Here is a 25,867-nt window from a genome sequence, read left to right as displayed (position 1 = left end):
GGGTAACGATAGCTTTTTTTTTCTTAAAAATTAATGTCCGGCAGGAACACTTTAACCCTTAACAGTGAATTTTAATTCCGCAAATTTTTTCCGGCTCTTTTTTGTGAACCGTTATGGTAACCAGCAACCTGTCTCTGCAGGCGCGTAAGAGCAACTCCCCTAAAGTTTTTTCATGCGATTTGAACTTCCGGCTTTCAGAACAGCAGGACTCGAGGACGAAGCCCTCAAGGTCGCCGAAGCAATCATAAAGGATTACACAAATCTTACCGGTGTAGGTTGCTTTATCCTGTTCAGTAATCACCTTTATGGGAGCACCGCCAACGGAAGGTGGTATCGCGTTGGGATCTCCTCCTAAGCCGGCAACGCGGTCGGAAATATAGGAGATGTATCGTTGTAACACTGGATACCAGCGATTGGAGGGTACCATTTGCTGCAGGCGCCACTTCATAATGGCCAAAGTATTTTCTTCCAGTGGAAGCATCTTGTCGCCTGTCGTTACCGGAATCTTTACCTGGAAAGAGCCGACGTCATATCGCCAGCTAAATGTGCCGCGGGGCTGTTCGGATGGATGCCTTTTACTTTCTAATCCCGCCTTTGCTTTTACAGGTTGTTTTCCCTCAACCATTTCTCCTTTTGCCCCTTTGCCAAAGTTGGCCGGCATGCTGTGGTTTGCGGGAGGTGTATTAATGGGCGGTGGCGGAGTGTACGTCTTCGATGAAAGCCTGCGTACGAGTATGGTAAAGGTTTGTCCCGTGGAGACTTTGCCGGGAGGAAGGTCAACTGTGAAGAGCCCGGCAAAATTGTCACCGGCACCGCCCGGGATGGGAATATAACTGAGCCCTTCAGTTACCGTCAGCCTGATGGTGTGGCTGTCGAAAGCCGAAAGGGGATTCGTAGAGTAAAACTGAGTTGCTAATTTTATTACATCTGAGGCATTGATCTGGGGCCAATAGATGGATGCGACCGAGCCATTTGGAATTTTCCCCCAGTCAATTACCAGCTCATCCGGAAGGATAGCTTCCTGGTTTGTTCCCGGCGGCACAATGAGGCCGCTTGGGCGGGTGTCAAAAGTTTGCGGGATGCGGTGGGTTTCAGCACCCCCGGGATTATCGGACAAAGTCACCTGCAGGTTTCTCTGGGCAAGCTGGTCCCACCCCAAAGGTGAGGCGCCCTGCGGAATCGGCGCATCGTCAAAGGCTATTTGTGCAACAAGGCAATTATGCGTACCTGTCAGCCAGGCTTGTACGGGCTTTCCGTCAATTATATTACCCTGATCATACAAATTCAGGAAGCAGCCATAGTACTTATACACCCCATCCTGGTTGTTGGGAATTTCGATTGTCTGAATATTCGGCCCCCCGGATATATAGTCTTGCTGACTTGAAAAATTAGCCGTAGCAAAGAAAGGAAGGGTGCCATCGCCGCTGCCGACGAGTGGTGATCCCGGTTTGCCGGCTGCATCCGGTTGCGACGGATATGTAGAATTGATATCATAATCTGTATCGCTCGTTTGTGTGGCAAAAAGCCGGAAAAAAACACGTACATCTTTAGCTTCGCCAGCCACCCCGGAAGAACCCTGCAATCGTACACGGGCCACCGCAAAGTTGTAATTGTTATCGAGCTTGAACGGGAAGGTACTTAAGTCAAGAGTGAAGGGTGTAACGGAGGAGTCTGTCTGGTTGGCTCCATACTGATCCGGGAAGACCGTAGTAAAGGGATCGGTTGCCCCCGGGATGGTAAAGCCCGGGGTGGAGTTCAGGTAGTTCAGCAAATCCTTAATGTATTGGTAGGCACCTGCCACACTATCATTAAGCCCGGGGCCACCCACAACAGGAACAGCGTTTTTAGCCGGTGTTGCCGTGAACACACGGAGGTCCTGGCTGAGGTAGGGTTTGTTATCTGCTTTTACATCCACATTCAGGAAGTAAGGATTTGCTCCTGCCAGTATTTCAAACTGCATAGAGTTTGTTGAGCCACTGACGGCACTCACGGCGGGCGTACCCGGGTTGGTAAAATTATCGGTACAGCTGAGCGAGCCGGTAAGGATGTAAGTACCGGGAGACTGGTTTAAAAAGGGGCTGCTCAGCGTGAGATCGAACGGGATCATGATCATCTGGGGTGTAGTGTCGTTAACACCGGCCTGGAATTGCGGGCCTTCGGGATTGGGCGAGATGCTCACCCCGGGAAGGCTGAAGAAGCTACCGGAAAAATTGCCGCTGGCAGTTACTTTAAGCGCATTAAAGGATTGTTTGCTGAAGCCTTCCACTTCCAGCCACAGGCCACCTGACACCAATCCTCCATGCTGGTTGATAATGTCTTTGGCTTCATCAAGGCCAAAAGTATTTTTACCGCCAAGCCGTACGATGGCGATGGGGAATGGATTGTCGGTTATGGGTCCGGGAATATTTGCGGGGGTTCCTGAGGGATATACGCTGGAGATGAGACGCATAAAAAAAGGAAACGGGTCTCCCGCATCGCCTGTAACCGCTTTATAAATGGAGGCCAGGTTTGAATTATAATTGGAGATGACCTGGTTGATGCTGAAATTAAGTTGAACATTCAGGTAGTAGATAAAGGCAAGGGAGCAACCAAAACTAACCTGGTCGCCATCCCCGTTTACCTGGTCGCCGGAAACATTTTTACCGGTGAAGGTGGTATTAACCCAGTCTGATCTTGCCGCATTGGGAGAAGGTATAAATTTTTTATTATTCGACGACCAGGCCTGCCCGGTACCATCGAGCCAGTTTGAAACAAAAGAACCGTAATAGCTGTAATGTCCCGTCCTGAACCTCATAATGCCGGAATACTGGGATAAACCTTCGCCATTGCTGTCGCCGGCATTCCAGTTTGAGGTGATTGACATAAGAATTTCGGACCATTCATTCATCCACACCATCTTCACACTTTCCTGCAGGTTGGGACCTCCTCCAATAGAATCAACGTGAATGTCACTGCCATATCCATTATTGTTGGCGCCAGAGCCAGCTGCAAGACTTAGATCAACCTTTTGACGGTTGCCGGTACCAAATTTGCCGGAAGGTGTATTGAACCAGCCGGTGGTTACTGTAAATTCATTTTCTACTACTGCGAGCAATGCGTTTGCATTTGCTATTACACTTGCCTGGTTCGGAAGTGTGTCTTCATACCAAATGCTGAAGTTGGTTGTATCACCGGAAGGTGTAAGGTTTTTTTGTGAAAGTGCCATAGGGCTTTCAGTTAGTTGCCTACTCTATAAGCGGCTTTTCGGCTTACTCCGTTTTAATTTACCGGAGCTAAAATTATAATGTGAATAAAACCTTTAGGAAATTATTTCGTGAAATGCGTTTCACGTATAGGTGTGTTTGAGCATGTGGAGCAGATAAGGCGATATCCGGTGTGGAACTTCAACAGAAAAATTATTTTTCAGAAAAATAGTCTTGTTAGATCGATCAATATGAGAGTAATAAGTAAGATTGAGAAGATAAAACCTGTTCAGGCGAATAAAATTCTCACTATCCAGGTTTTGGAGTAATTCTTTTACGGTGCTGTGCCTGGTTGCCCATTTAAAACCATCGCCGCTCTTTATTAATGCCTTAATATAATGATCGGCGCTTTTTACAAAACAAATTTCATCGGCATCCGCCCAGATAAACAGATCTTTCTTTTCTTCGAAACGCATAAACTCGGTGACCATTGGAACGTTATCGGGGTGATTGGGGATTGAAATGATGATACTTTTCTTTGAAGGGCGGTTCAGATTGCTTTGCGTATATAAATCGAATTTCATACAACAAGCGGGATTTAGTTTCCTCTGGAGTGTTTACAAAAATATAAAACAAGAATTATTTATTCAAGCGTTTCCGCTGGAAAATATTCGGGTGTTTCCGGGGCTGTTGTTGGCGGGGACGCAATTGCACGGATGTTATTTATTGGCCATTTCTACAACTCCTGACCAATGTTGCGGCGTTCCGTTTTGTAAAAAGCTTCTTGAATTATCAAGAAAAAATTGTGTGGTGAGGTCTGTGGGGTTAATATCTGTAATAGACCTGAAAACTTTAACAGCGTTGTCAAATGATTTATTCAAATAGTGATCCATTCCTTCATTAAAAGCAGCAAGTGTTTTTTCTTTTTTGAAAACCTGGTCTTCACTATCGCTGCTAAAACATTCATGTATACCTATAGAAGATTGTTTGCCTTTTACCTGCACCCTCCCGAGATAACGCAAATGGAAAATTTCCGGGTGTTGTATTTGTTGCAGGGTTACTTCGCTGAGTAATATTCTTACTTTGTAATATTTAGTAAGGCTTTCTATGCGGGAAGCAGTGTTAACTGCATCAGAAATAGTGGTTGCATCGAGGCGGTTTTTGTCGCCGGTGATTCCCATTATGAGCGGCCCGGTATGCATACCAATACCCATCTTTATAGGTGGTAAATTTTGAAATTTTCTTATAACATTGAACTCGCGAATATTCTGTTGCATTTCAATTGCGGCCGACAAGGTATGTTCCGCACTTTCAGGAAAAAGAGCCATGATGGCATCTCCAAGGTATTGATTGATGAACCCGTCGTGCTTCCTGATGATAGGGCCCATTCTCTCATTATAAGCATTTACAAACCGGAAGTTCTCTTCCGGTGTCATTTGTTCTGACAGGGAAGTATAATCCCTGATATCGGTGAAAAGAACAGTAACAACTTTTTCTACCTGGTCGCCAAGCTTTACATCGGTGATGAAGTTATGTCCTAAAGAACCGATAAATTCATAGGGAACAAATTTTGCGGTTATTTCATACACACGCCTCATGGCTTCCTCCCTTTCGCGGGCCTCTTTTAAATTCTTTTCATGCAGTAAGGCGCTTTCAATGGCTGATGAAGATTGAAGCGCCAGCGTAGTAAGAAATTTGAGATCTGAAGCGGCATATTGCATTTGCTTATTGCCTGCCAGGATAATAGCGCCCATAATCCGGTGCTTCACTTTAAGCGCCGAATAAATAAGTGAGTGTACACCAGGGCCAATGATACCCTCCTCTCTAAGAGAGGAAAGATCGCTCATAATCTCTGACTGGCCGCTTAAGCCAATTCTTAGTAAGAGATCAGCATGGCTGCTTATCTTTTCCTGGTCAAACAGTGGCTCACCGGCTGTAGCGGGTATTTGTAACTGCATGGTTGCTTCATCCCACAATACAACAAGTCCGCTGTTTGAATGAATGAGGTGCATGGCTTCGTCTACGGCTAACTGTGATATGGCGACCGGCCCGATTGCCTGTGCAAGTTTGTCGGAAAAATTAAACACCATGTTCACTTCCTGGTACAACAGCAGTACTTCGCTGCCCAGTGATTTTCTCTCGAATTCCCGTTGTGCCAGGAGTGTAAGCAGGCCCGCGATGTGAGTAGCATTTTCATCACCCTTCACCCAGCCGATAGCTTCATCATTAATAATAACTGGAAGGTTGTTAGCGGTTAATATCTCGGTATTACCACATAAAAGAATTCCGCTTTCGTCTTCAATACTTATGTGCGCATTCATCTGCTCAATAAGGGAATTCACCAAAGGAGAAACATCATTTTTTTTTGAAAGAATGCTTTTGAGCGTTACCCTTGCCATAGTTTTATAAAAGAATAAATTGCCAGTAAGATGTTATTGTAAACCCAGTACTTCCCTTGCTTTGCTTAAAATAGCTTCGGGGTCAAATGGCTTTGTCATATAGATATCTGCACCAACTTCCTGGCCCTTCTGCCGGTCTAATTCCTGCCCTTTTGCGGTAAGTAAAACGATAAAAACGCCGGTGAGTTGCAACTCCTTTTTTACTTTCCTGCATACTTCCATGCCATTCATTTTGGGCATCATCACATCGAGGAAAACCAACCTGGGCATTTCTTTTTCTATAATATCCAAAGCCATCTCGCCGTTTTCTGCTGTTAGAAATTCTACATCGTCATCTTCCAGTTCCTCCAATGTTTGTTCAATCAGCATTCTTATGTGAGGCTCATCGTCTACGATCAAAATTTTCTGTTCCATTAAATCAATTGGTTTTAAATTAAAGCTTTTAGTTTTTTAGAATTGATGTTTTACTACACGTTACTGGTAAATTAAAAACAACACATTTTCCAGTCCTTTTTCGAAACGCAAAGACTGAACGATTTCATTTTTGTCGGACACAACCGAATTGAGAATGATAATATCCGGCTGTGTTGAAATTGCTTTTTCAATTAATTCTTTTCCATCTGATTCTACAACAATGTATCCTTTCGCCTGCAATACTTCAGTTAACGAACGCACTGCCGAACTATCTTCATCCACTACCATTACCTTTCTCTTCGATTTTCCCTGTTCTAATAAATTACCAACCTCTTCAAATAATTGTACCGTATCGATAGGTTTGGTGAGATAACGGTCTACGCCTATACGGAAACCTCTTGCTTTATCCTGTACAATGGATAATATAATGATGGGTATATCCATTGTTTGCGGATCATTTTTTAAAATCGCGGCTACATCAAATCCGTTTATTTCCGGCATCATCACATCGAGAATAATAAGGTCGGGACGATTTTTGCGAATGCTTTCCAATGCCATTTTGCCGTCTCTGGCTTCTTCAATCACATAGCCAGCATCGCTCAATTCCTGGTGTAGCAGCGACCGTATTGAATCATCGTCATCGACTACCAGTATCGTCGCATTTTTTCCATCAGTTTTTATTTTTGAAAAAACCATTTGTTCTTTCAATTGCTTCATCAATTCATTTAAATGAATCGGGGTATCCTGTATTTTCTTTCCGGATGGAGTAAGCGGCAATGCAAATGAAAATGTGCTTCCCTTGCCTACCTCGCTATCGAGCCATATGCGGCCACCATGATGTTCTATTATTTCTTTGCAAATTGGTAAACCTAAACCGGTTCCCTTAGGCTTATCCGTTAGTGTATCTCCGCCAACCTGTTTAAATTGTTCGAACACTGCTGCGAAATCGTCCTTTGCAATGCCAATGCCCGTGTCCGTAATACTAACGACTACTTCATTATTACTATGTGATAACGTACAGGTAACGGAACCTGAATCAGTAAATTTAACAGCGTTGGACAATAGGTTGATGACTACCTGGATCAGTTTATCGGTATCACCGACAACGTTTGGAACATCGCTGTCGATATGCTTTTCAAGTTTAATGTCTTTCTGATCGAAAAGTGAAGTAGTTGCCGCAATGGCCCGTTCAATTACTTCGGCAAGAGACACATTTTCCTGGTTCCATTCCATTTTGCCGGCTTCAATCTTGGCCAGGTCAAGCACGTCGTTTATGAGGTGCGTTAGTCGTTCTCCTTCGGAGATAACCACTTTTAAATTTTCAGAAATCTGGTCAACGGTCTTTTCGGTTTTAGGATCAGTTTTGTCCAGTGTGGGGAAGATTTTTTCTTCCAGTCGCTTTTTTATTATTTTGGCAAAGCCTAAAACGGAGGTTAGCGGCGTTCTGAGTTCATGACTAACGGTGGAGAGAAACGCACTTTTTGCTTCATTGGCTTTCGCAGCATTCCTGCCCGATAATTCTGCTTCCCTTTTTGCCTGTTCGACTTCTCCAAACAACTGGGCGTTTTTTAATGAAACACCTACCGAAGAAGCAATAGTTGACAACAACCGTAAATCATTCTCATTAAAACGGTTTTCCTGTTCAGTACTTTGAACGCTTAATACCCCGATGATTTCTTCGCCAACAGGTATCGGCACACCGAGATAAGAAGCAGCCGGTACGCCCACCTGCTGAATGCCCAACTTTTCCGCTTTGCCCACAACATCGGCATTAATGAGGAGCGGTTCGCCGCTAAGCAGTATTTTGGAAGTGAGACCATCGCCAATTTTCCTGGAGGGCATTACTTCGCCATATTGGTAGGCAAAATTGATGATGCGGGTAGTTTTATTTAGCAAAGCGAGGTACACGATATTGGCCTTAAATAAATCTTTTAACTGGTTACCTACTAACTGAATTAAGTCGTCAGGATTTAATTGAGAGGCAATAGCCTTACTCACGCTGTTAACGGTGCCCAATTCGGTTGCCCGCTGCTTTGCCTCCGCAAGAAGAAGCGTTGTTTCGTGAAACAGCCTGGCATTTTCCAGCGCAACGCTCATGCTGTTGGTGAGAGTACCCAATAACCTTACATCATTATCACTAAAGGCATTCTCCTTCTCAACATTTTGAAGGCTTACCGAACCTCTCACTTCATCTCCCACGATCATCGGTACAAAAATGGCTGACTTCGGCGGCAATCCCTTGCTAACGCCGGTGCCGCCGTGTTGAGCAGCAAATTCCTGGTAGTTTTTATTAATTAACAGTGGTTGTTTATCCGATAGCAACAGCTTATTGGCCCATATTAACGGGCACGGATCACTGTACAGCCTTTGGCCTCGTTCGAGTGCAAATTGCCACTCTTCATTCCCGTTAGCATGGTTAAATGTTCTTATGATTACAGTTTGCGTATCGAATAATTCGCAAATCCGGTTTCCTACCATTTCGTAGATGGATTGCATATTCATTTCGCGAACCAATCCGTCCTGGACGCTGTTAATCACGGAGAGCTCCTCGGCTCTCTGGCTTAGTTCCCTTGTCCGTTCATCCACTACTTTTTCCAGTTCTATATGCTTTTCTCTGAGGTGACGCACCTTCCGGTTAACGAAGAAATAAATGATTAAGATGGCCGCTATAGCATACAGCAGGTAAGCCCACCAGGTTCTGTACCACGGGGAAAGAATTATAAATTCATAAGTGGCTTCCTCGCTTTGCTTTTTAAAAATATTTAAAGCCCTCACATGAAATTTATATTTGCCCGGAGGCAGGTTGGTGTATTCTTTATAATAATTATTTCCCCAAAGGGACCATGTTTTTTCAAATCCTTCCAGCCATGTTTGGTACTGAATTTTATCATGCCCTTCATAAAACGGCGCGGCATAATCGAACCTGAGCGAATTATTATCAAATGCCAGGTTCGGAAAATTCTTTCCGGCAACGTAAGGGTTAAGTTGTTGCTTGTTGGCGGCTACGGTAGTTATGAGCGTTTTATAAGGTTTATCGATGTCGGTTTTTATATTTTCATTGTACCGGATCACTTTATCATTCGAAATAATCCATACAATACCATCCTTATCACTATGCACATTCGTAAAGGACTCCTCAGCTATGGGCAACAAGGAGGTGGAGTCTAAAGAGTAGCTCCCATCGGGCTTTGGAGTGGCGATCATATATTGCACGGCGCTAACTCCGCGCCTGGACCGACCTATCCAAACTTTACCTGAGCCGTCCTCGATACCGCCGAAATTCCTGATGCCGTTGAAAGTAGCCTCCTGAAACCGGCCTTTCTCATCATTAAATATGTAGGTGGCGGAGTCGCTGGTAAAATAAGGTTGGTTCCTGATTGAATAGATGTAACCGAAAGGGCGATCTGCTCCCTGTGCAGGTCCAAAATTTTGGACAATTGTTTTTGACAGATCAGGTTGCCCATTTTGATCAAAGAACAATTTAATGCGGTGAGCCAGTCCATCCTGCGTGACCGTCCAGACATTACCGGCGGAATCCTCCTGTAACGAAAATGCTTCTCCTTTATATCCCGGCAAATAGCTGAGGAATTCCCATCCTTTAACGGATGAAGGATCACGCTGGAATACCGCCATTCCAAAAGAAGCGCTGGCCAGGAGTATGTTTGGATGCTGACGAAGAATGATAAGCGCGGAAATCTTCAGGTTGTTACTAACGGACGGCTGCACGAGAATTATCTTTCCATCTTTAATCATGTACAAGCCATTGCTCGAAACAAGGAGACTGTTACCATCAACACGAAGAGCAAAAATCTGGTCTCTGGGAATGGCGTCAACTATTTTGAATGAGGAAGTTTTGTCGTCAAATTCCAATAGGTTATTATTAGTACCTACATATAATTTCCCGTTGGGAAGCCGGGCGATCGAAATGGGGGTAGCGACAATTCCGTTTTGTGCAGTAAACACTGTAAACGGCGAGTTCAGTGCCAGTCTTGAAATGCCATTATCTGTAGTGAGCCATACCGCGCCTTTTGAATCGGGGTACATGGAATAGATGATATTACTGGGAATATCGATTGTGCTCCGTGTCAGTTCCTGCACGATCTTCCCCTGGGGATTCATAATGATTATTCCATACCCCAGCAATGACAGTACATAATTGCCGTTTAAATAAAGTCCCTTATAGAGCATGTAATGCCTTTCCAGGCTGTCGGCCTCGTTCTTAAAAGGCGTAAAAGTTTTTCCGTCGAAGATATACATGCCATGGTTAAAGGAACCGGCCAGGTATTTTTTGGATAAACTGGTGTTGTTGGAATCTTTATTATCATGGTAAGGAAGCATTACCTGCACACGGTCTTGTCCCATAAATTCGCTTCCGGGTATCAGCGTTAGCGAGTCACCAACCATTTTTAAAAAGCCAACGCTTTGCTCATGCGCATAGAATGTTCCATCAAGGTAAAAGGTGTACATGAAATGTGTGGAAGGTTCCCACGACTTCACCGACCATAAGCGGTCGTTTCCTGCATTATTTTTTGTTAACCTGAAAATCCTTTCACGTGCCTGGAAATAAATTCCGTTATTGGTAACCTGGATAGACCAAACGTCGGAAAAGTTTCGTTTGTCTTTTGGTATAAATTCCAACAATGAATGCTGGAATGTTCTGCCTATGCTGTCTTTATCGAGATAACCGAAATCGCCGAGGCCGCCATAAAATACGGTTCCATCCTTGTCCTTCGCGAAACAGCGGGTAACAATTGAAATATTCGCACCACCTATTTGGGACCACTTTTCTCCATCGAACTGTAAAATATTAGTTTTCGCTTTATTGCCCCCGAAATACATTATCCCGTCATTGTCTTCTATTACACTCCAGTTGTTGGGGCTGGCATTGTATAATTTCGGCGAATAATTGGCAACGAACGGGAAACCTTTTTCCGATTCATTTTGTGCAGATGCCGAAAGGACTATTGATACAGAAGATAGACACAATAACCATTTGCAACAAATGAGTATTTTGCCCGTGACAATACATTTTTTGTTTTTAAGCATACTTATGAGATGGTTATTAATAATGGCAGGCGTTTCTCAAATCAACTTGAAAACTGGCAATACAACGAGTTAGCTTTTAAATTCCGATTAGTAAATATAAATGACTTTTGAGAAACTGTAACATTTGCGAAAAGAAGATTTTTTATTGCAGGTGGGCCGATGCATTTATGTTTCTGCTCTTAACAATTTTTGTTAGCTATATAACCATTTCTATCCAAGGCATGCAGCAGTGCTAAAAAAAAACTTACTGTTCCGGCAGTTCACGGCATATCCTTACTTCATAATTAAATTTTCCGGGAAACCCTGGCCCATCAAGCCTTGACAAAAGAAATCAATGCCGATATTATTGCTTATGCAACAGTGCCAAATCATCTTGATGCGGTCGTTTATTTACCGGAGGGAAGTTTTAAGCTAACTATGGTTATCGCCAATGGAAAAAGATTTATGGCTTATGAAAATTACTAACAGGTTAAAACCTGCCGGAAAATAAAGAATTATTTTTTCGTTTTGAAGCCCAGTAAGCCCCAGGAGAAAAAGGAAAGGACAATTCATAAAGTAGTTAAAGATTCATTTGATGCAAAGCCCGATTTTTGTGAAGAGTTTTTGGTTCAGAGAATTAATTGCGTCCATCGCGGGAAATGAATGCTTGCAAGAATTTTCTTGAATAGGAACACAGCTTTACATCTTTTCAGGAAATACATTACGGAAACATTTCAGGCAGCCGTTATATGGATTTATAAAATTCGCTCGATTAAAAAAGTTAGTTTATTAAAGTGAGTGGTGTCTTCTTCGCCGGGGTTTCGTAACAGTAATGCTTTTGTACCAAAAAAAATGCCTTTTATTTGAAGTTTTTTTTTGAATATTTTAATTCTTTCTTACATGCCATATAAAAATGTGATTAAAACAACGATTCCCATTCTATGTCTATTATTTTTTTTGAGCGCCCATTCTCAAAAACAATATGAAGAAAATAATATTCAGAAACGACCGAATATTATTTTTATACTTGTGGACGATCAGGGTTATGGAGACATAGGTGCATTCTTTCAAAATCAACGAGCGCAGGAGCATGACAGGAGTTTACCTTTTGAAAGGTCTCCACACCTCGATCAACTTGCCAAAGAAGGGACTATGCTTACCCTGCATTATTGCGCAGCCCCGGTTTGTGCACCTTCACGGGCTTCTATCATGCTTGGTGTAAGCCAGGGACATGCAAATGTAAGAGACAATCAATTTGATAAGGCTTTGGAGAATAATTATACAATGCCTTCAACTTTGCGGCAATTGGGTTATAGTACCGCTATAATTGGGAAATGGGGCTTACAGGGCGATGATAAGTTTGATCCAAATGGATCTACATGGCCGGCACATCCTTTGAAACGGGGATTTGATTATTCCTTCAGCTATATTCGGCATAGGGACGGGCATGAACACTACCCGAAAGAAGGCCTCTATGATGGTCCAAAGGAAGTCTGGGAAAATTATACCAATATAGCTTCTGATTTAGATAAATGTTATACAACTGACTTATGGACTGCCAGGGCTAAAAAATATATTATCGATCACGAAAAAGGAGATGAAGCAAGTAAACCATTTTTCCTTTATTTAGCTTACGATGTGCCTCATGCAGTATTAGAGTTACCAACTGAACAATATCCAATCGGCAGGGGATTACATGGAGGCATTCAGTGGATTGGCAAACCAGGGCATATGATCAACACGGCAGAGGGAAAAACAGATTCTTATGTATACCCCGAATATGCGCAGGCAACCTACGATGATGATCATAATCCTGCCACTCCGGAGGTTCCATGGCCGGATACTTATAAGAGATATGCCACAGCGAATCGGCGGATAGATGACGCGGTAGGCGATTTAGTGCAATTGTTGAAAGATATGAAGATTGATTCCAATACCTTAATTGTCTATACTTCTGATAACGGTGCCTCTGTCGAGTCTTATCTACCTAAAACTTATGTTCCGGTTAAACCTACATTTTTTGGCAGCAACGGACCATTTGATGGTATTAAACGTGATGATTGGGAAGGGGGCGTGCGAATTCCGACTATTGCGTGGTGGCCTCATCATATTCCAGCCGGAAAAGTAATTTCAAATCCAAGTATTTCGTACGATTGGCTGCCAACGTTTCTAGAGTTAGCTGGTTCTCCTGCCCCGGTAAGGATCGATGGTGTTTCACTGTTGCCCTCTCTGACAGGTAAGGGAAGGCAAATGCCAGGTCTGATTTATAATGAGTATTATTTTCATGGAAAGACTCCTGATTTTAAAGAGTATTCCCCTAACCATCGGGGACGTGAAAGGAATCAGATGCAATTTATGCGAATCGGAAATTATGTAGGGGTTCGGTATGATATAGAATCAGCCAATGATAATTTCGAAATTTATAATATAGTAAAAGACCCCCAGGAAAAGTATAATTTAATGACGAAGCCTGATAAAAAAGAAAGTGCCATTGAAGAAAGAAACACAATTAACACAAAAGTTTTAACCAAAGGGAATGTAGAGAGGCTTAATATGCTCATGAAAGAGCGGGTTTTACAGGTTCGTCGTCCTAATTCTTCTGCCCCCCGTCCTTACGATAGTTCGCTCATTCCTCCTGTTAAACCTATCGTGGAACCTGGAATAATATGGAAATATTATCGCGAAAACTTTCTTTGGATTCCACAGGTTGAAGCACTTCAACCATCAAAGAGCGGGTACAGTACAAAACCCAATCTAAAGGTGAACCAGTTACATCAAAACGGTACTTTGTTGTTTGAAGGGTTTATAAAAGTGCCAAAGGATGGAGAATATACCTTTTATTTAGAATCAGATACAAAAGCGTTCTTTCGCATTCATGACGCCGAGGTGATAGATGAGGATTTTGGATATGAAGCTGGCACGGAAAAAAGTGCTTCTATATTAATGAAAGTAGGCCTGCATCCCTTTCTGCTTTATTACAAAAAGCAAATCGATGGCATTCCATCATTGAATTTTGAATGGAGTGGCCCAGGTATACCAAAGCAATTAATGCCAGGCAATGTATTTTTTAGGAATAAATTGAAGTGAGCTGTCCCGGGATAGGTTTACGAAAAGAAAATGTATTCTATAGTTCAAATTTCTAACGGTTCTCCAGCCACCTTAATAAATCCGAAGATTTAGCTTTGCTCACAATTATAGGTTCCGCAATAGCTTGAGTAAGTTTTATCAAAAGTTTTCTATCGAAATAATTTTCGACTTCTTTAATAGCATTATACGCAATCAAATACTGCCGGTTGGCCCGGTAGAAAAAATTTGGATCTATAACAGATTCAATATAATCAAGCGAATAATTTAAGCGGTATTGCTGGCTGTTTCTGGTACTTAACTCTACCGTATCATCTATAATGCGAAAAAAAACGATGTCGTTCACATTCACAGGAATCATCTTATCGCGATAGGCAACCAAAAAGGTGGATTTGTAGGATTTGGAAGTTCTTGTAATTTCTTTTATTAATCCATTTAGCAATTCACGATTATTATTGTTCAATGGCTTATTAAAGAGATTGATTTTGTCGAGGCTTTTTTTTAAGGCTTCCTGTTTTATTGGTTTCAAAAGATAGTCGATACCGTTATTTTGAAAAGCCCTTAAAGCATACTCATCATAGGCCGTGCAGAAAATTACCGGGCATGTAAGTGACAATTGTTGCAGCATTTCAAAAGCTAGCCCGTCCCCTAATTGTATGTCGGAAAAAATAAGATCGGGTTGTTCATTACTGCTAAACCATTCAAGACCGGCTTCTATACTATCTATTATTGCAACAACTTTAGAATCGGGCCGCAATACCTGGATTGAGTTTTGCAAATGCCATGCTGTTTGCAATTCATCTTCTATAATTACGATATTCATTTACGTTACATTATCGGTAATAAAACAATAAATTGTTCATCAGTTTTTTTAATGATAATATCCTTTCCTTTTAACAATAAATACCGGTTGCTAATGTTATTCAATCCAACAAGATGAGAAGAAGGAAGCTGTCCATTCTTACTTCGTAAATTATTTTGCACGGTTAAATAATTATTCTCGGCATAGATGGAAATGGACAGCGGTTTCTGTATGGACAGCGCATTGTGCTTCACGGCATTCTCAATAAGTAGTTGTAAAGTGTTGGACGGCATTGAATAGTTTAATAATTCTTCCGGCAAAGTTATTTCTGTTATAATCGCCTCCCCAAATCTTATTTTTAAAAGATATAAATAAGATTTGAGAAATTTAATCTCGTCGCGAAGAGTAACATTTTTTTTATCCTGGTGAACAAGCATGTACCTGTAAACAGAAGACAATTCAGATATAAAATCAATAGCCTGATCCGGGTTTCGCTTTGTTAGAAATGCCAGGGTATTTAAACAGTTAAATAAAAAGTGAGGATTTACCTGTTGTTTTAAGCTTTCGTATGACGCATTTAAATTTTCTCTTTTCAATACTTCGTTTTCCAACTCTATTTTTCTTTTCTCGGCATTGATATCGAATAAGTATTTCAATAAAATAATTAAGGAATTGAATAAAATAATTTTCATGCACAAATAAAACCAAGAGCTGAAGGATTTGCCCCAGTTTCCTCTTGATATGGAAAGTATAATTCCCGAATGTTGTAATGAGAGCCCCAGTGAAATATAAATGATGGTGGCAAGGATAAAAGATGCGGCGAAACGGCCATAAAATGCAGGGTTTATTTTTGCTGAGCGTGATTCCGGGTTTTTAAAATCAATCAAAACAGCATTTACAATCCAAAACGTAAAGGTTATGACAAATGAAAAAATAAAATGGCTGAAGATGTTTGAAGGGTTACTGTCCAACGCAAGGAAAATGGTGGGGAATGCTATTGAAAGCAGGAAACCTTTTCTTAGATCATATTTACTGATAAAATTTTTCATGAGCAACCAATAATACAATAAAAATAAGCCATGATATTTATGCTGTTTTTTAAACGGGCAATTTTGATGCTGATGCAGCCTGTTTGCGAACCGTAATAATAATAAAACATTTTATTGTTTTGAATTTTGTTAAATAAATGTCTGGATTTGCGTTTCCCCGACAGCACCATTTGTTCGCAGTCTAATGGGCAAAAGAAACATTTTGAAATGAAACATTCAATTAAATTTGATTGACGATACTATTAAAACGAATAAAACCATTGATTCAATAATGAAAGACAGAATGCGGGAAATCAATACCTCAATCCCGGCAACCATCACAACGGAAAGACTTTCGCTGGATTTATTGACGACACAGGATGGCCCGTTTATGCGTGAGCTTATGAATACTCAAGGATGGCTTACGTTCATCGGCGACAGGAATATTCATTCGGATGAAGATGCAATCGTTTATATAAACAAGATTAACAGTAACCCCGACTTTACGTATTGGACGGTGCGTCTTAAACAACTGGATAAACCTATCGGCGTCATAACATTTTTAAAAAGGACTTACCTAAAGCATTTTGATATCGGTTTTGCCTTCCTGCCTGAATATTGCGGCCAGGGCTATGCATCCGAGGCCGCTGGGGAAGTGCTATCGATAGTACAGCGATTGCCCGCGCACGCGACCGTTCTTGCAACTACAATACCTACTAATGCAAGCTCAATTAAATTACTAACGAGGCTTGGGTTTCGTTTTGAAAAAGAAATTGAGGAAGGGGGCAACAAACTACATGTATACGCTAACGTCGTATAGCCTATCACGTTATGATGGTTTCAATCTTAAAGGACATTGCCAATCCTGATACGTCAGCTTCTTTTAAACAGGCAAATTTAACTGCCAGGCGGCCGGTTGCCCACTTGTAATTGAAAATAGTGACAACGATTGTTTTGAATTTTGCTAATGCTTCTTAGCAAAGAACACATTGAAAGCATTCATCGTAACATAATGAATCTTTTTACCAAAGTAAACTGCACATTCTATGGTGTTGCCATAATTGTTTATGGCATTCAGCAATTTATTTATGGAAATTTTAGAAGGGTACAACTGCCGCCATGGCAATACGATCTTCCCGCACTTAATATTATCGCGTACATTACCGGCACAGGGTTAATTGTTGCCGGTGCTGCTATTATTTTTTATAAAAATGCGAGGGAAGCAGCATTAATTTTAGGGGGCATTTTTTTATTAATGTGTTGTTTTGTGCATGTACCCTACGAGCTAATTTCAGAACCTAATAAAAGTTATCATTTAGGGTTGTGGGAAAATGTTTTAAAAGAACTTGCGCTGGCTGGCGGGGCATTTTTGGTTGCCGGAGGCTGCAATGACATTCACATGAATACAAAAAGCGTTATCATAAAATCTTTAGAAAAATTTATCCCGTACGGCAGTATTTTCTTTTCAATTACAATCATGAGTTTTGGCATAGCACATTTTATGTATGAAAAATATATAGAGGCAATGATTCCCTATTGGGTGCCGGACCATACTTTTTGGGCATACTTTACTGGTACAGCGCTAATAGGCGCAGGAGTCTGTATTATATTGGATATCAGGAAAAGAAAAATCGCGGCTTTGCTGGGTACTATGTTATTTTTTTGGTTTATCGTTGTACACATACCGGGAGCTATTTCCAACCCGTTTGCAGACAGAGGTAATTCAATTTCAAGTGCATTTGATGCGCTGGCTTTCAGCGGCACTGCTTTTCTTATTGCCATTAACAGGAAAACACCAGTAAGTGACGACATAGGTTAAATAAATAATTATACTAAGAACATAAATTTGATATAATCAATGCGAATCAGCAACCTATTTATTATCCTAACATTTTGCGCAACTCCTGCTTTTTCTCAAATAACAAACTCGATCCAGGGAGACAGCAGTAAACACTTTATACTAGGGGTTATTGAACAAATCCAATCAAAACAATTGAATGAAAAAAGGATATTAAATATCTATCTTCCGGACGGCTATAATAATAACGACACTGTACAATATCCTGTTGTTTACCTTCTCGATGGCTCAGCAGATGAAGATTTTATACATGTTGTGGGGCTTTACCAGTTCAACAACTTTTCCTGGATTAACAGGGTTCCAAAATCAATAGTTGTGGGAATTGCCACCCTTGACCGGATAAGAGATTTTACTTATCCTACAACCATTGAAGGAGAAAAAAACAAATTTCCAAACGCAGGTCATTCAGATAAATTTATTGGATTTATTGAAAAAGAATTACAACCCTTTATTGAAAAAAGGTTCAAAACAAATTCTTCCAAAACAATTATCGGGCAATCGTTAGGCGGCCTGTTGGCTACTGAAATATTACTGAAAAAGCCAATGTTGTTCACCAGGTATATTATTGTTAGCCCGAGCCTGTGGTGGGATAATGGTTCGTTATTAAATCAGCAACCAGGTATTCTGCAGGAGAATTTTTCTCAACCAACAGGCATTTACATAGGTGTGGGAAAAGAAGGACTTACGCCTACGAAAATTCCACACGTAATGGAAGTAGATGCCAACTTATTGGCTGAAAAACTTAACAACACAAAGAGCAAAGTAGTGAAGGTTTATTTTGATTATTTACCGAATGAAGATCACGCAACAATTATGCACCAGGCGGTTTTTAATGCGCTAAGATTACTCTATCCTGAACCCGCTAAGAAATAAAATGTTGGGAGCTAATTAAAAGTAAAAAATATGAAAAGAATTTACAGCATAGATTTTACAAGAGGAGTTGTAATGATAATAATGGCCTTAGACCATGTAAGAGATATGATTCATGTAAATTCAATTGCACAAAGCCCGACTAATTTAGAGACTACTACACCCATACTTTTTTTCACGCGGTGGATAACCTATTTGTGTGCTCCTATATTTGTTTTTCTTGCAGGCACGTCTGCATTTATATCCTTCAGAAACAAGGATAATTATTTGCAAAGCCGCAATTTTTTATTGAAACGCGGAGTGTATCTTATTTTATTGGAATTTGTGATAGTAAATTTTGAGTTATTCTTTGACCTCCGTTATCATACATTAATTTTTGAAGTGATCGCAACGATCGGTCTGGGGTTTGTTGTGCTTTCATTTTTATTAAAATTGTCTTCAAAAACGATTACCATTGTTGGGTTGTTAATAATATTTGGCCATAACCTGTTTTCTATTATTCCGTTACAACAGGGATCAATAATAAAAACCTTTTTATCACCGCTCTTCAATCTTGGTGCATTCCCCATGTTTACCAATAGAGTATTTGTGATGGCATATCCGCCCATTCCGTGGTTGGGTATTATGCTTGTTGGCTTCGCCACTGGAAAATTATTTGAATTGCAACCAGCAGGAAGAAAAGATTTATTCACAAAAATTGGATGGAGTGCCTTATTGCTGTTTGTTGTTGTTCGTTTTGTAAATGTCTACGGAGATCCTGCACCGTGGTCGGTTCAAAAGCAGGGGGTATATACATTCCTTTCATTTATGAACGTTACCAAGTATCCTCCCTCCCTTGTTTTTTGCCTGGTTACGTTAGGAGTAATGTTTTTGATAATGTCATTTTCAGAAGGGAGAAAAGGCAGAGTCATGAATATTGTTTCAGTATATGGGAAAGTGCCACTCTTTTATTTTCTCGTTCACTTTCTTCTTATTCATCTCACACTACTTGCCATATTGCTTTTTCAGGGTTTCCATTGGTCACAATTAGATTTTGTTTCAGGCACTTTTGGCCGTCCGAAAGGTGTTGAAAGCGGTCTTCCTTTGTGGGGCATCTATTTGATTTGGATGGCTGTTGTTGTAGTCTTATACAAGCCATGTGTATGGTATGGCCAATATAAGTCTACTCATAAAAACTGGTGGCTTAAGTATTTATAGTTTCTTAAAAGATAGACCACTTTGGTATAATAAATTACTTCAGTGGGGTTTGTCCGGGCACAAACTTCGATGTTAAATAATTTTGCTTAAAACTCAAATGCTTCACAGACTATAAATAGATGAAGGAGAAATTTTCGTTGTGTCGGAGTTTTGGTGGAAGGTTATTTTAATTTAGAGATAGATATAAGTGGAAAACACTTTATAACCCCGGAGATGGTTTCGTGTATACGTTAAAGTGATTGTTGAATAAATTCTTTATGAAATGAGATATACATTATCAAAAAAATCAAATTCTTTCAAATGAAAAAACAGCTGCGTCCTTATTATCATTTCCTGAAATTAAATCGGTAATAATTTCGGCAGCAACCAGGCTGAAAGTAATTCCATTTCCGCCAAAGCCTAAAGAAAAAAAACTATTTGCCAACGGCTTATAATGCCCAATAAAGGGTAATCCATCTTGCGTTGAGCCGAAGGTACCCGTCCAGTTAAATTGCGGTTTAAATTCAATTTGAGGAAATAAATTTTTAAAATCTTTTTGTAACTCCTTTGCTTTTTGTGCAATCAGTTTATCTCGTTTAGCGGGGTTATAAAATTTTTCATCTCTTCCACCTATCATAATTCTGCCATCAAAAGTTTTTCTTATATACAAGTAAGGATTATCAGTATTCCATATCAATACATTCTCTTTCCAAAAATTATCAGAACCCGAAATTGGTTCACTTGCGGTAACATAGGTTGAATTGAGGTCTACAATTTTTTTATTTATAAAATTTACAACTTCATAACCCGTTGCATATACCAGCTTCTTAGATTTAATAATATAGCCTTCGCCCGTTTTTAAATGAACACCTTCTTTGTTGTGTTTGATTTTCGCAGCCGTTGTACGTTCGTAAACCTTGCAATTATTTTTGATATTATACTGGTGCAGGTAATGTGTGAAAGCGTAAGCGTCAGTCTGTCCACCCAGCTCTGATAATATAGCTGCAGGAGCTTCAAATCCAAAGTCATCCTTAATATTTTCTTTTTCTAAAAAGGAAACCTCAAAATTATTTTCCTTTCTGATTGCAAATTCTTCTTTAAGAAATTGCACGTGTTTATTACTCGCCGCATAATATAAACTATTCTTCAATTGAAAATCTTTAAAGCCTATATCATCTGCAATGTCCTGCAATTTCAAAATAGATTGGGCGCATAATTCATAGGCTCTTACGGCTTTTTTATAACCTATCTTTTTTTGCAATATGCACAAGGGAACATCAATTTCATATTGTAGTAATGAAGTACTGGCACATGTGCTTCCAAGCCCGATGCTCCTTGCATCTACTACCACGCAATCAAATCCGGCTTTAGATAAATAATACGCCGAAAGCGCCCCCGAAATTCCTGCACCAAGAATTACCACATCAGCAGTTAAAGAATTTTCAAGCTTTGGATAGTTATACATAAGCCCGTTCTTTACAAGAGAGTAAGGCATTCCGGATTCCAAATCCATATAAATTAATTTAGAGCAAGGTCTACTTTAACGACTTAATTATGAGTAATTTTAAATTCTTTACTTATTGCATCGTAACTTTTAATCAGTTCATTTGATTTTCCATCTTTATCAAAAATTGATTCCCATGTACTCAAAGGCTCCCAAATAAAGGTACCTTTCATATCCTCGCCCGGAAGCATAAACGCAATTTTATTAACCTCATTTTTGAGCTGGGAATATTCAGCAACAATAACGGGCTTCTTATATTTACTTTTAAGTGCCGTTAAATTAGTTTGAAGATCTTGTAATGTTCCATGCCATTTCGGATAATAAGATTCTCCAATTACGTCAAAGTCAACACCACCCTTTATCATATTATCCAGGAAAAATTCTGACTCAGCATTTTGGCCTATGATGGAGTAACGAGCCAAAGCTTTGGTGGCACGACTTTTTTAACCCATAGAAACGATGGTTTTGTTTTGATAAAACCGTAAGAAAATCTTTCAGTTTCGTTTAATGTGTAAGAATTACACAAAGTTAAATATAGTTCGTTAAAAACAAAATTTATTATTTGAAAACCAGGACTTTTTTGTTATGAGATACATCATGCTTTTGCATGACCGCAATCGTTTCGCAGATTAAGAAATTAAATTAGAAATCAATCCCCGACCAGGTTTTTTTCTTTTTTTCATATTTTTCATAATCAAACTTATACAACCTTCCCGGCCTGTGCGGTACATTTTGTTCGTCTTCACCCATATCTACCAAAAAATCCATTGCAAAAAATTTCTTGCGGAAATTTCTCCTGTCGAGCTTGATGTTTAAAATAGCTTCATAAAGATTTTGCAGTTCTCTCAAAGAAAATTTATTGGGAAGCAGGCTTAGGCCGAGGGGGTGTTCCTGTACTCGTTTTTGTAGCCACGAATAACAGGCCTGGAATATTTTCTGGTGATCAAATGCCAGGTCCGTTATACTTTCAACCGCATGCCAGTGCAATTCGTGGTCTAAAATTTTTAAGCGATGATGCTGAATATTTATAAGCGAGCAATAAGCAACCGTAACAACACGGCCTGCAGGATGCCTGTTAACTTCGCCAAAGGTATGAACCTGCTCCAGGTAAACATCGTGTAGCCCTGTACGTTGTTTTAAAATATGATACGCTGCTGTATCAAGATCTTCATCGGGCTTCACAAGATCCCCCAGTAAAGACCATTTACTTTGATATTTTTTTAAATCAGAGCGAATCAGTAACACCTTTAGTTTGTTTTCATCAAATCCAAAAATTACGCAATCAACCGAAAGAGCAACGCGATTGATGCTTTGCACCTCTGATTGTATTTTTTTTAAAGTCTTTATGTTTTTCTGAAGATTTTCCTTTGATGTTACTGCCATAATAATTAGAGGTATAAAGAAAATAAAATTAAAGATTGATTATAAAATAAAACAGTTCTACAAATAAATTTTTATTAATTGCCTTTTATTACTTTAATACTTTGCGTTTGCTTTGATTCAATAACCGTAAGTATGTACATGCCCCTTGAGAGTTTTGCAGCTTCGTTTATTTCTATCTCATTGGTTCCTGCTGTTATGTTTTTACTTTGCTTATATAACTGTCTTCCGCTATTGTCGTTTATAATAAGAATTACTCTTCCGGGAATTAAAGCTTCGATAGTTACTAATAATTTTTGTCTAAAAGGATTAGGGATTACACTTACAAACCTTCTGTTAGGCATTTTTATTTTTACAACGGGACTGTATTTAAAATGACATCTTTATCAAAGCTCTTCAACCGATAATAAAATACTCCCGCCTCGGTGTGTATTGAATTATCAACATAAGAATAGTTGCTGATACCCATAGCTTTAATTTGTGCAATTGTTGAGAAATCTTGTCCATCGTAAGAACGCAAGCCACCTGTTATTGTATAAGACCACCTATTCCCGCCTAAAGAAGTTGCCTGAAACAATGGATTCGTAGTAGCCCAAACGCTTGAAACATACTTCCAATCAGAAGCGCCGGTGCTCAAATTTGTTATAACACCTATGTGTAAATATACATCAGAAACAGGTGTATAATTCAATAACCCATGATTGCCTTTCGTTGCATCAACTGTTATCACAACAGGCGTGCTGCTTTCCTGTATGAAGCCGGGAGACCACGATAATAACTGGGAAAAACTTTGAAAACCAAATAAAAGCAAGGCGAAAGTAAAAAGTAGAACTTTCTTCATATCAGGCAATTTATTGTGTAAAATAAACACATTATTCTAAACTTTTAATCAGGCAGCAAAAAAAATTTCGCGGAGAATTAAAGTAAATCAAATTTAACTCCTGATATTGCCTAAATTTTTCACTTTTTTATTGCGCCAGCTTTTACCTGCTTAAGTGTAATACTTAAAAAGACTATTTTTATTTTTACAACAAACTTTTTAATGTACACAAAAGAACAAACAAAAGATTTACAGGCTTTAACTAACAGGCTGCCGAAAAATGCAGGTACAATTGATGAGCTAAGAAATGTCTTAAGGTTTCATGAATACCGGTACTATATTTTAAACGATCCTCTAGTTTCAGACGCAGAATATGACAGTCTTTATAAGACACTGGAAAAGCTGGAAAAAGAAAATCCTTCATTAATAACTTCCGATTCTCCGACTCAAAGAGTTGGCAATAGTTTAAATAAAGAATTTATAACCGTACCGCACCTGGTACCCATGCTAAGCCTGGAAAATAGTTATAATTCGCAAGACCTTATTGATTGGGATAAAAGAATAAAAGGCCTTGTGAATACCAGGCACATTATTTATAGCGCCGAACCAAAATTTGACGGAGCAAGCATTTCACTTATCTATGAAAATAATATGCTGAAAAGAGGAGCCACCCGTGGCGATGGAAGTGCAGGTGATGATATTACCGTTAATATTAAACAGATCGGGTCTGTTCCTTTATCTGCAAAATTTTCTGATTATGGAATTGAATTAATAGAGATACGTGGAGAGGTATTGATGACGAAAGAAAACTTCAGGCAATATAATAAGTCTTTGGCTGAAGAAGGATTAGCTCCGTTAGCCAATCCAAGAAATGCTGCTGCAGGTTCCCTGAGAATGAAAGATCCGGGTGCTGTAAGAAAAAGAAAGCTCGAGGCAATTCTATACCACATAAGTTATATTAAACTGAATGAAAAAAGCATTTCAAAAAATAAAAGCCTTCTAACAACACACGCCGGATCTCTCCAAATGCTTGCGGAGCTAGGGTTTAAAACGCCGGTAAACGAAAAAAAAGTGTTACCGGACATTGAACAGGTTATAAACTTCTGCAAAGAGTTCGAAACAAAAAGAGATGAGTTGCCTTATGAAATAGATGGAATGGTGATAAAAGTAAATGAGGTCGAGTTACAGCAACAAACCGGTAGCACAACTCATCATCCACGATGGGCAATTGCTTATAAATTTAAAGCAAGGCAGGCAACTTCAATATTAAGAAGTGTTGAATTCCAGGTAGGCCGCACAGGCTCTATAACGCCTGTGGCAAAGATAGAGCCCGTGCACATAGGCGGGGTTACTGTTTCTTCAATTTCACTTTTTAATGCTGATGTAATTGAAGAAAAAGATTTGCGCATAGGCGATTCAGTTATAGTAGAAAGGGCAGGCGATGTGATTCCATATATTGTAAAGCCTCTTGCCGAATTAAGGACCGGAAAAGAAAAGAAAATAATTTTTCCATCAAATTGCCCCGTGTGTGACGATCCGTTAGTAAAGCCTGAGGGCGAGGCGGTATGGCGATGCGTAAATATTAATTGCGAAGCACAGGTTGTTGAACGCATTATCCATTTTGTAAGCAAAGATGCTATGGACATCAAAAGCATGGGAGAAGCTAATGTTCGTAAATTTTATTCCTTAGGATTGCTAAAAAATATTCCAGGCATTTATTCGCTTAACTACGAAGAAATTTCAAGCCTCGAGGGCTTTGGACAAAAATCTATTGATAATCTTCGCAATGCAATTGAGAGCTCTAAAAATCAAAGTCTACACCGGCTTATCTTTGGCCTTGGAATAAGATATGTGGGTGAAGCCACCGCAAAAACGTTGGGCAAGAGTGTTGAAAATATCTTTGAACTACAACATTTTTCAATAGAGCAATTACAACAATTGAAAGACATTGGAAGCAAAGTGGGCGAAAGTATTTATGAATTTTTTCATAACGATGATAACATAAAAATGCTTACTATACTTGCTGCCATTGGATTAAACACAAAGGGGGATAAGGTTGAAGATAAAATAGGAAAGCTTTCAGGGCAAACTTTTTTATTTACAGGTACGCTGCCAACTTTAAAAAGAAACGAGGCTGAAAAACTTGCAGAAGATAACGGAGGGAAACTTCTTTCCTCCGTTAGTAGTAATCTTGATTATCTTGTAACCGGGGATTCAGCAGGCAGCAAACTTGATAAAGCAAAAAAAATAAAATCTATAAAAATTATAAATGAACAGGAATTTTTGAATATGATCCAAACTTAGTTTTGTAACTTTATTTTAAAC

At 39.7% G+C, this 25,867-nt stretch carries 19 protein-coding genes; 7 read left to right on the top strand and 12 right to left on the bottom strand.

The features are described 5' to 3' along the window. Window positions 1-58 precede the first annotated feature (58 nt). From FW778_RS08820 to FW778_RS08800, 5 genes are all read right to left on the bottom strand, one after another. A complete protein-coding gene (locus FW778_RS08820; RefSeq protein WP_150414231.1) occupies window positions 59-3,205 on the bottom strand; it encodes a hypothetical protein in 3,147 nt (1,048 codons plus the stop codon). 120 nt (window positions 3,206-3,325) lie between these two features. Next, window positions 3,326-3,766 (bottom strand): LytTR family DNA-binding domain-containing protein, encoded by a 441-nt coding sequence (locus FW778_RS08815; protein WP_150414230.1) that lies wholly within the window; start codon window positions 3,764-3,766, stop codon window positions 3,326-3,328. 135 nt (window positions 3,767-3,901) lie between these two features. Further along, entirely contained in the window at window positions 3,902-5,581 is a 1,680-nt protein-coding gene (locus FW778_RS08810; RefSeq protein ID WP_150414229.1) for an adenylate/guanylate cyclase domain-containing protein, read from the bottom strand. A gap of 33 nt (window positions 5,582-5,614) precedes the next feature. Beyond that, window positions 5,615-5,995, bottom strand: a complete 381-nt coding sequence (locus FW778_RS08805; protein ID WP_150414228.1) for a response regulator — start codon at window positions 5,993-5,995, stop codon at window positions 5,615-5,617. 60 nt (window positions 5,996-6,055) lie between these two features. Then, entirely contained in the window at window positions 6,056-11,041 is a 4,986-nt protein-coding gene (locus tag FW778_RS08800; RefSeq protein ID WP_150414227.1) for an ATP-binding protein, read from the bottom strand. A gap of 318 nt (window positions 11,042-11,359) precedes the next feature. Here FW778_RS08800 and FW778_RS23060 point away from each other — a divergent pair, with 318 nt between their 5' ends. Then, window positions 11,360-11,506: a hypothetical protein gene (locus FW778_RS23060; protein WP_202552121.1), complete on the top strand. Its 147-nt coding sequence runs from the start codon at window positions 11,360-11,362 to the stop codon at window positions 11,504-11,506. 414 nt (window positions 11,507-11,920) lie between these two features. Beyond that, window positions 11,921-14,107, top strand: a complete 2,187-nt coding sequence (locus FW778_RS08795) for a sulfatase-like hydrolase/transferase (protein ID WP_150414226.1) — start codon at window positions 11,921-11,923, stop codon at window positions 14,105-14,107. A gap of 52 nt (window positions 14,108-14,159) precedes the next feature. On the opposite strand, the gene FW778_RS08790 is transcribed toward FW778_RS08795, so the two are convergent. Both FW778_RS08790 and FW778_RS08785 read right to left on the bottom strand, forming a co-directional pair. Beyond that, window positions 14,160-14,927, bottom strand: coding sequence for a LytR/AlgR family response regulator transcription factor (locus FW778_RS08790; protein WP_150414225.1), 768 nt, complete (start codon window positions 14,925-14,927; stop codon window positions 14,160-14,162). A gap of 5 nt (window positions 14,928-14,932) precedes the next feature. Beyond that, entirely contained in the window at window positions 14,933-15,955 is a 1,023-nt protein-coding gene (locus FW778_RS08785; RefSeq protein ID WP_150414224.1) for a sensor histidine kinase, read from the bottom strand. 271 nt (window positions 15,956-16,226) lie between these two features. Here FW778_RS08785 and FW778_RS08780 point away from each other — a divergent pair, with 271 nt between their 5' ends. The 4 genes from FW778_RS08780 (at window position 16,227) to FW778_RS08765 (ending at window position 19,859) form a co-directional block, all read left to right on the top strand. Next, window positions 16,227-16,754 carry a GNAT family N-acetyltransferase gene (locus FW778_RS08780; protein ID WP_202552120.1) on the top strand — a complete coding sequence of 176 codons (528 nt, stop codon included), beginning with the start codon at window positions 16,227-16,229 and terminating at the stop codon, window positions 16,752-16,754. A gap of 147 nt (window positions 16,755-16,901) precedes the next feature. After that, complete coding sequence (locus FW778_RS08775; RefSeq protein ID WP_150414223.1) at window positions 16,902-17,753, top strand: DoxX family protein; 852 nt, start codon at window positions 16,902-16,904, stop codon at window positions 17,751-17,753. A 39-nt stretch (window positions 17,754-17,792) separates the two neighbouring features. Beyond that, window positions 17,793-18,665 carry an alpha/beta hydrolase gene (locus FW778_RS08770; RefSeq protein ID WP_150414222.1) on the top strand — a complete coding sequence of 291 codons (873 nt, stop codon included), beginning with the start codon at window positions 17,793-17,795 and terminating at the stop codon, window positions 18,663-18,665. Window positions 18,666-18,695: 30 nt separating this feature from the next. Beyond that, window positions 18,696-19,859: a DUF1624 domain-containing protein gene (locus FW778_RS08765; protein ID WP_150414221.1), complete on the top strand. Its 1,164-nt coding sequence runs from the start codon at window positions 18,696-18,698 to the stop codon at window positions 19,857-19,859. 286 nt (window positions 19,860-20,145) lie between these two features. On the opposite strand, the gene FW778_RS08760 is transcribed toward FW778_RS08765, so the two are convergent. The 5 genes from FW778_RS08760 to FW778_RS08740 form a co-directional block, all read right to left on the bottom strand. Further along, the gene (locus FW778_RS08760) at window positions 20,146-21,351 is read right to left on the bottom strand and encodes an NAD(P)/FAD-dependent oxidoreductase (protein WP_150414220.1); all 1,206 of its coding nucleotides are present in this window, start codon (window positions 21,349-21,351) and stop codon (window positions 20,146-20,148) included. A gap of 35 nt (window positions 21,352-21,386) precedes the next feature. Continuing rightward, window positions 21,387-21,764 carry a glycosyl hydrolase 53 family protein gene (locus FW778_RS08755; RefSeq protein ID WP_150414219.1) on the bottom strand — a complete coding sequence of 126 codons (378 nt, stop codon included), beginning with the start codon at window positions 21,762-21,764 and terminating at the stop codon, window positions 21,387-21,389. 220 nt (window positions 21,765-21,984) lie between these two features. Beyond that, complete coding sequence (locus FW778_RS08750) at window positions 21,985-22,725, bottom strand: NUDIX hydrolase (RefSeq protein WP_150414218.1); 741 nt, start codon at window positions 22,723-22,725, stop codon at window positions 21,985-21,987. 74 nt (window positions 22,726-22,799) lie between these two features. Continuing rightward, the gene (locus FW778_RS08745; RefSeq protein WP_150414217.1) at window positions 22,800-23,066 is read right to left on the bottom strand and encodes a T9SS type A sorting domain-containing protein; all 267 of its coding nucleotides are present in this window, start codon (window positions 23,064-23,066) and stop codon (window positions 22,800-22,802) included. A gap of 8 nt (window positions 23,067-23,074) precedes the next feature. Next, on the bottom strand, window positions 23,075-23,563 hold the full coding sequence (locus FW778_RS08740) for a hypothetical protein (RefSeq protein WP_150414216.1): 489 nt from the start codon (window positions 23,561-23,563) through the stop codon (window positions 23,075-23,077). Window positions 23,564-23,764: 201 nt separating this feature from the next. On the opposite strand from FW778_RS08740, the gene ligA reads away from it, so the two are divergent. Then, window positions 23,765-25,846, top strand: coding sequence for an NAD-dependent DNA ligase LigA (gene ligA / locus FW778_RS08735; protein WP_150414215.1), 2,082 nt, complete (start codon window positions 23,765-23,767; stop codon window positions 25,844-25,846). Window positions 25,847-25,867 lie beyond the last annotated feature (21 nt).

The organism is Ginsengibacter hankyongi (assembly GCF_008710285.1).
Lineage (GTDB): Bacteria > Bacteroidota > Bacteroidia > Chitinophagales > Chitinophagaceae > Ginsengibacter > Ginsengibacter hankyongi.
The sequence above is the reverse complement of the archived record's forward strand: the minus strand, read 5'-3'. Positions and strand labels throughout refer to the sequence as shown.

Excerpts from the sequence above, each read along its gene's own strand:
- FW778_RS08815 (WP_150414230.1), bottom strand. The coding sequence starts at position 3,766 with ATGAAATTCGATTTATATACGCAAAGCAATCTGAACCGCCCTTCAAAG.
- FW778_RS08770 (WP_150414222.1), top strand. The coding sequence starts at position 17,793 with ATGCGAATCAGCAACCTATTTATTATCCTAACATTTTGCGCAACTCCT.
- FW778_RS08760 (WP_150414220.1), bottom strand. The coding sequence starts at position 21,351 with ATGGATTTGGAATCCGGAATGCCTTACTCTCTTGTAAAGAACGGGCTT.
- FW778_RS08765 (WP_150414221.1), top strand. The coding sequence starts at position 18,696 with ATGAAAAGAATTTACAGCATAGATTTTACAAGAGGAGTTGTAATGATA.
- FW778_RS08740 (WP_150414216.1), bottom strand. The coding sequence starts at position 23,563 with ATGAAGAAAGTTCTACTTTTTACTTTCGCCTTGCTTTTATTTGGTTTT.
- FW778_RS08780 (WP_202552120.1), top strand. The coding sequence starts at position 16,227 with ATGAAAGACAGAATGCGGGAAATCAATACCTCAATCCCGGCAACCATC.
- FW778_RS08820 (WP_150414231.1), bottom strand. The coding sequence starts at position 3,205 with ATGGCACTTTCACAAAAAAACCTTACACCTTCCGGTGATACAACCAAC.
- FW778_RS08800 (WP_150414227.1), bottom strand. The coding sequence starts at position 11,041 with ATGCTTAAAAACAAAAAATGTATTGTCACGGGCAAAATACTCATTTGT.
- FW778_RS08805 (WP_150414228.1), bottom strand. The coding sequence starts at position 5,995 with ATGGAACAGAAAATTTTGATCGTAGACGATGAGCCTCACATAAGAATG.
- FW778_RS08775 (WP_150414223.1), top strand. The coding sequence starts at position 16,902 with ATGCTTCTTAGCAAAGAACACATTGAAAGCATTCATCGTAACATAATG.
- FW778_RS08745 (WP_150414217.1), bottom strand. The coding sequence starts at position 23,066 with ATGCCTAACAGAAGGTTTGTAAGTGTAATCCCTAATCCTTTTAGACAA.
- ligA (WP_150414215.1), top strand. The coding sequence starts at position 23,765 with ATGTACACAAAAGAACAAACAAAAGATTTACAGGCTTTAACTAACAGG.
- FW778_RS08810 (WP_150414229.1), bottom strand. The coding sequence starts at position 5,581 with ATGGCAAGGGTAACGCTCAAAAGCATTCTTTCAAAAAAAAATGATGTT.
- FW778_RS08750 (WP_150414218.1), bottom strand. The coding sequence starts at position 22,725 with ATGGCAGTAACATCAAAGGAAAATCTTCAGAAAAACATAAAGACTTTA.
- FW778_RS08790 (WP_150414225.1), bottom strand. The coding sequence starts at position 14,927 with ATGAATATCGTAATTATAGAAGATGAATTGCAAACAGCATGGCATTTG.
- FW778_RS08785 (WP_150414224.1), bottom strand. The coding sequence starts at position 15,955 with ATGAAAAATTTTATCAGTAAATATGATCTAAGAAAAGGTTTCCTGCTT.
- FW778_RS08795 (WP_150414226.1), top strand. The coding sequence starts at position 11,921 with ATGCCATATAAAAATGTGATTAAAACAACGATTCCCATTCTATGTCTA.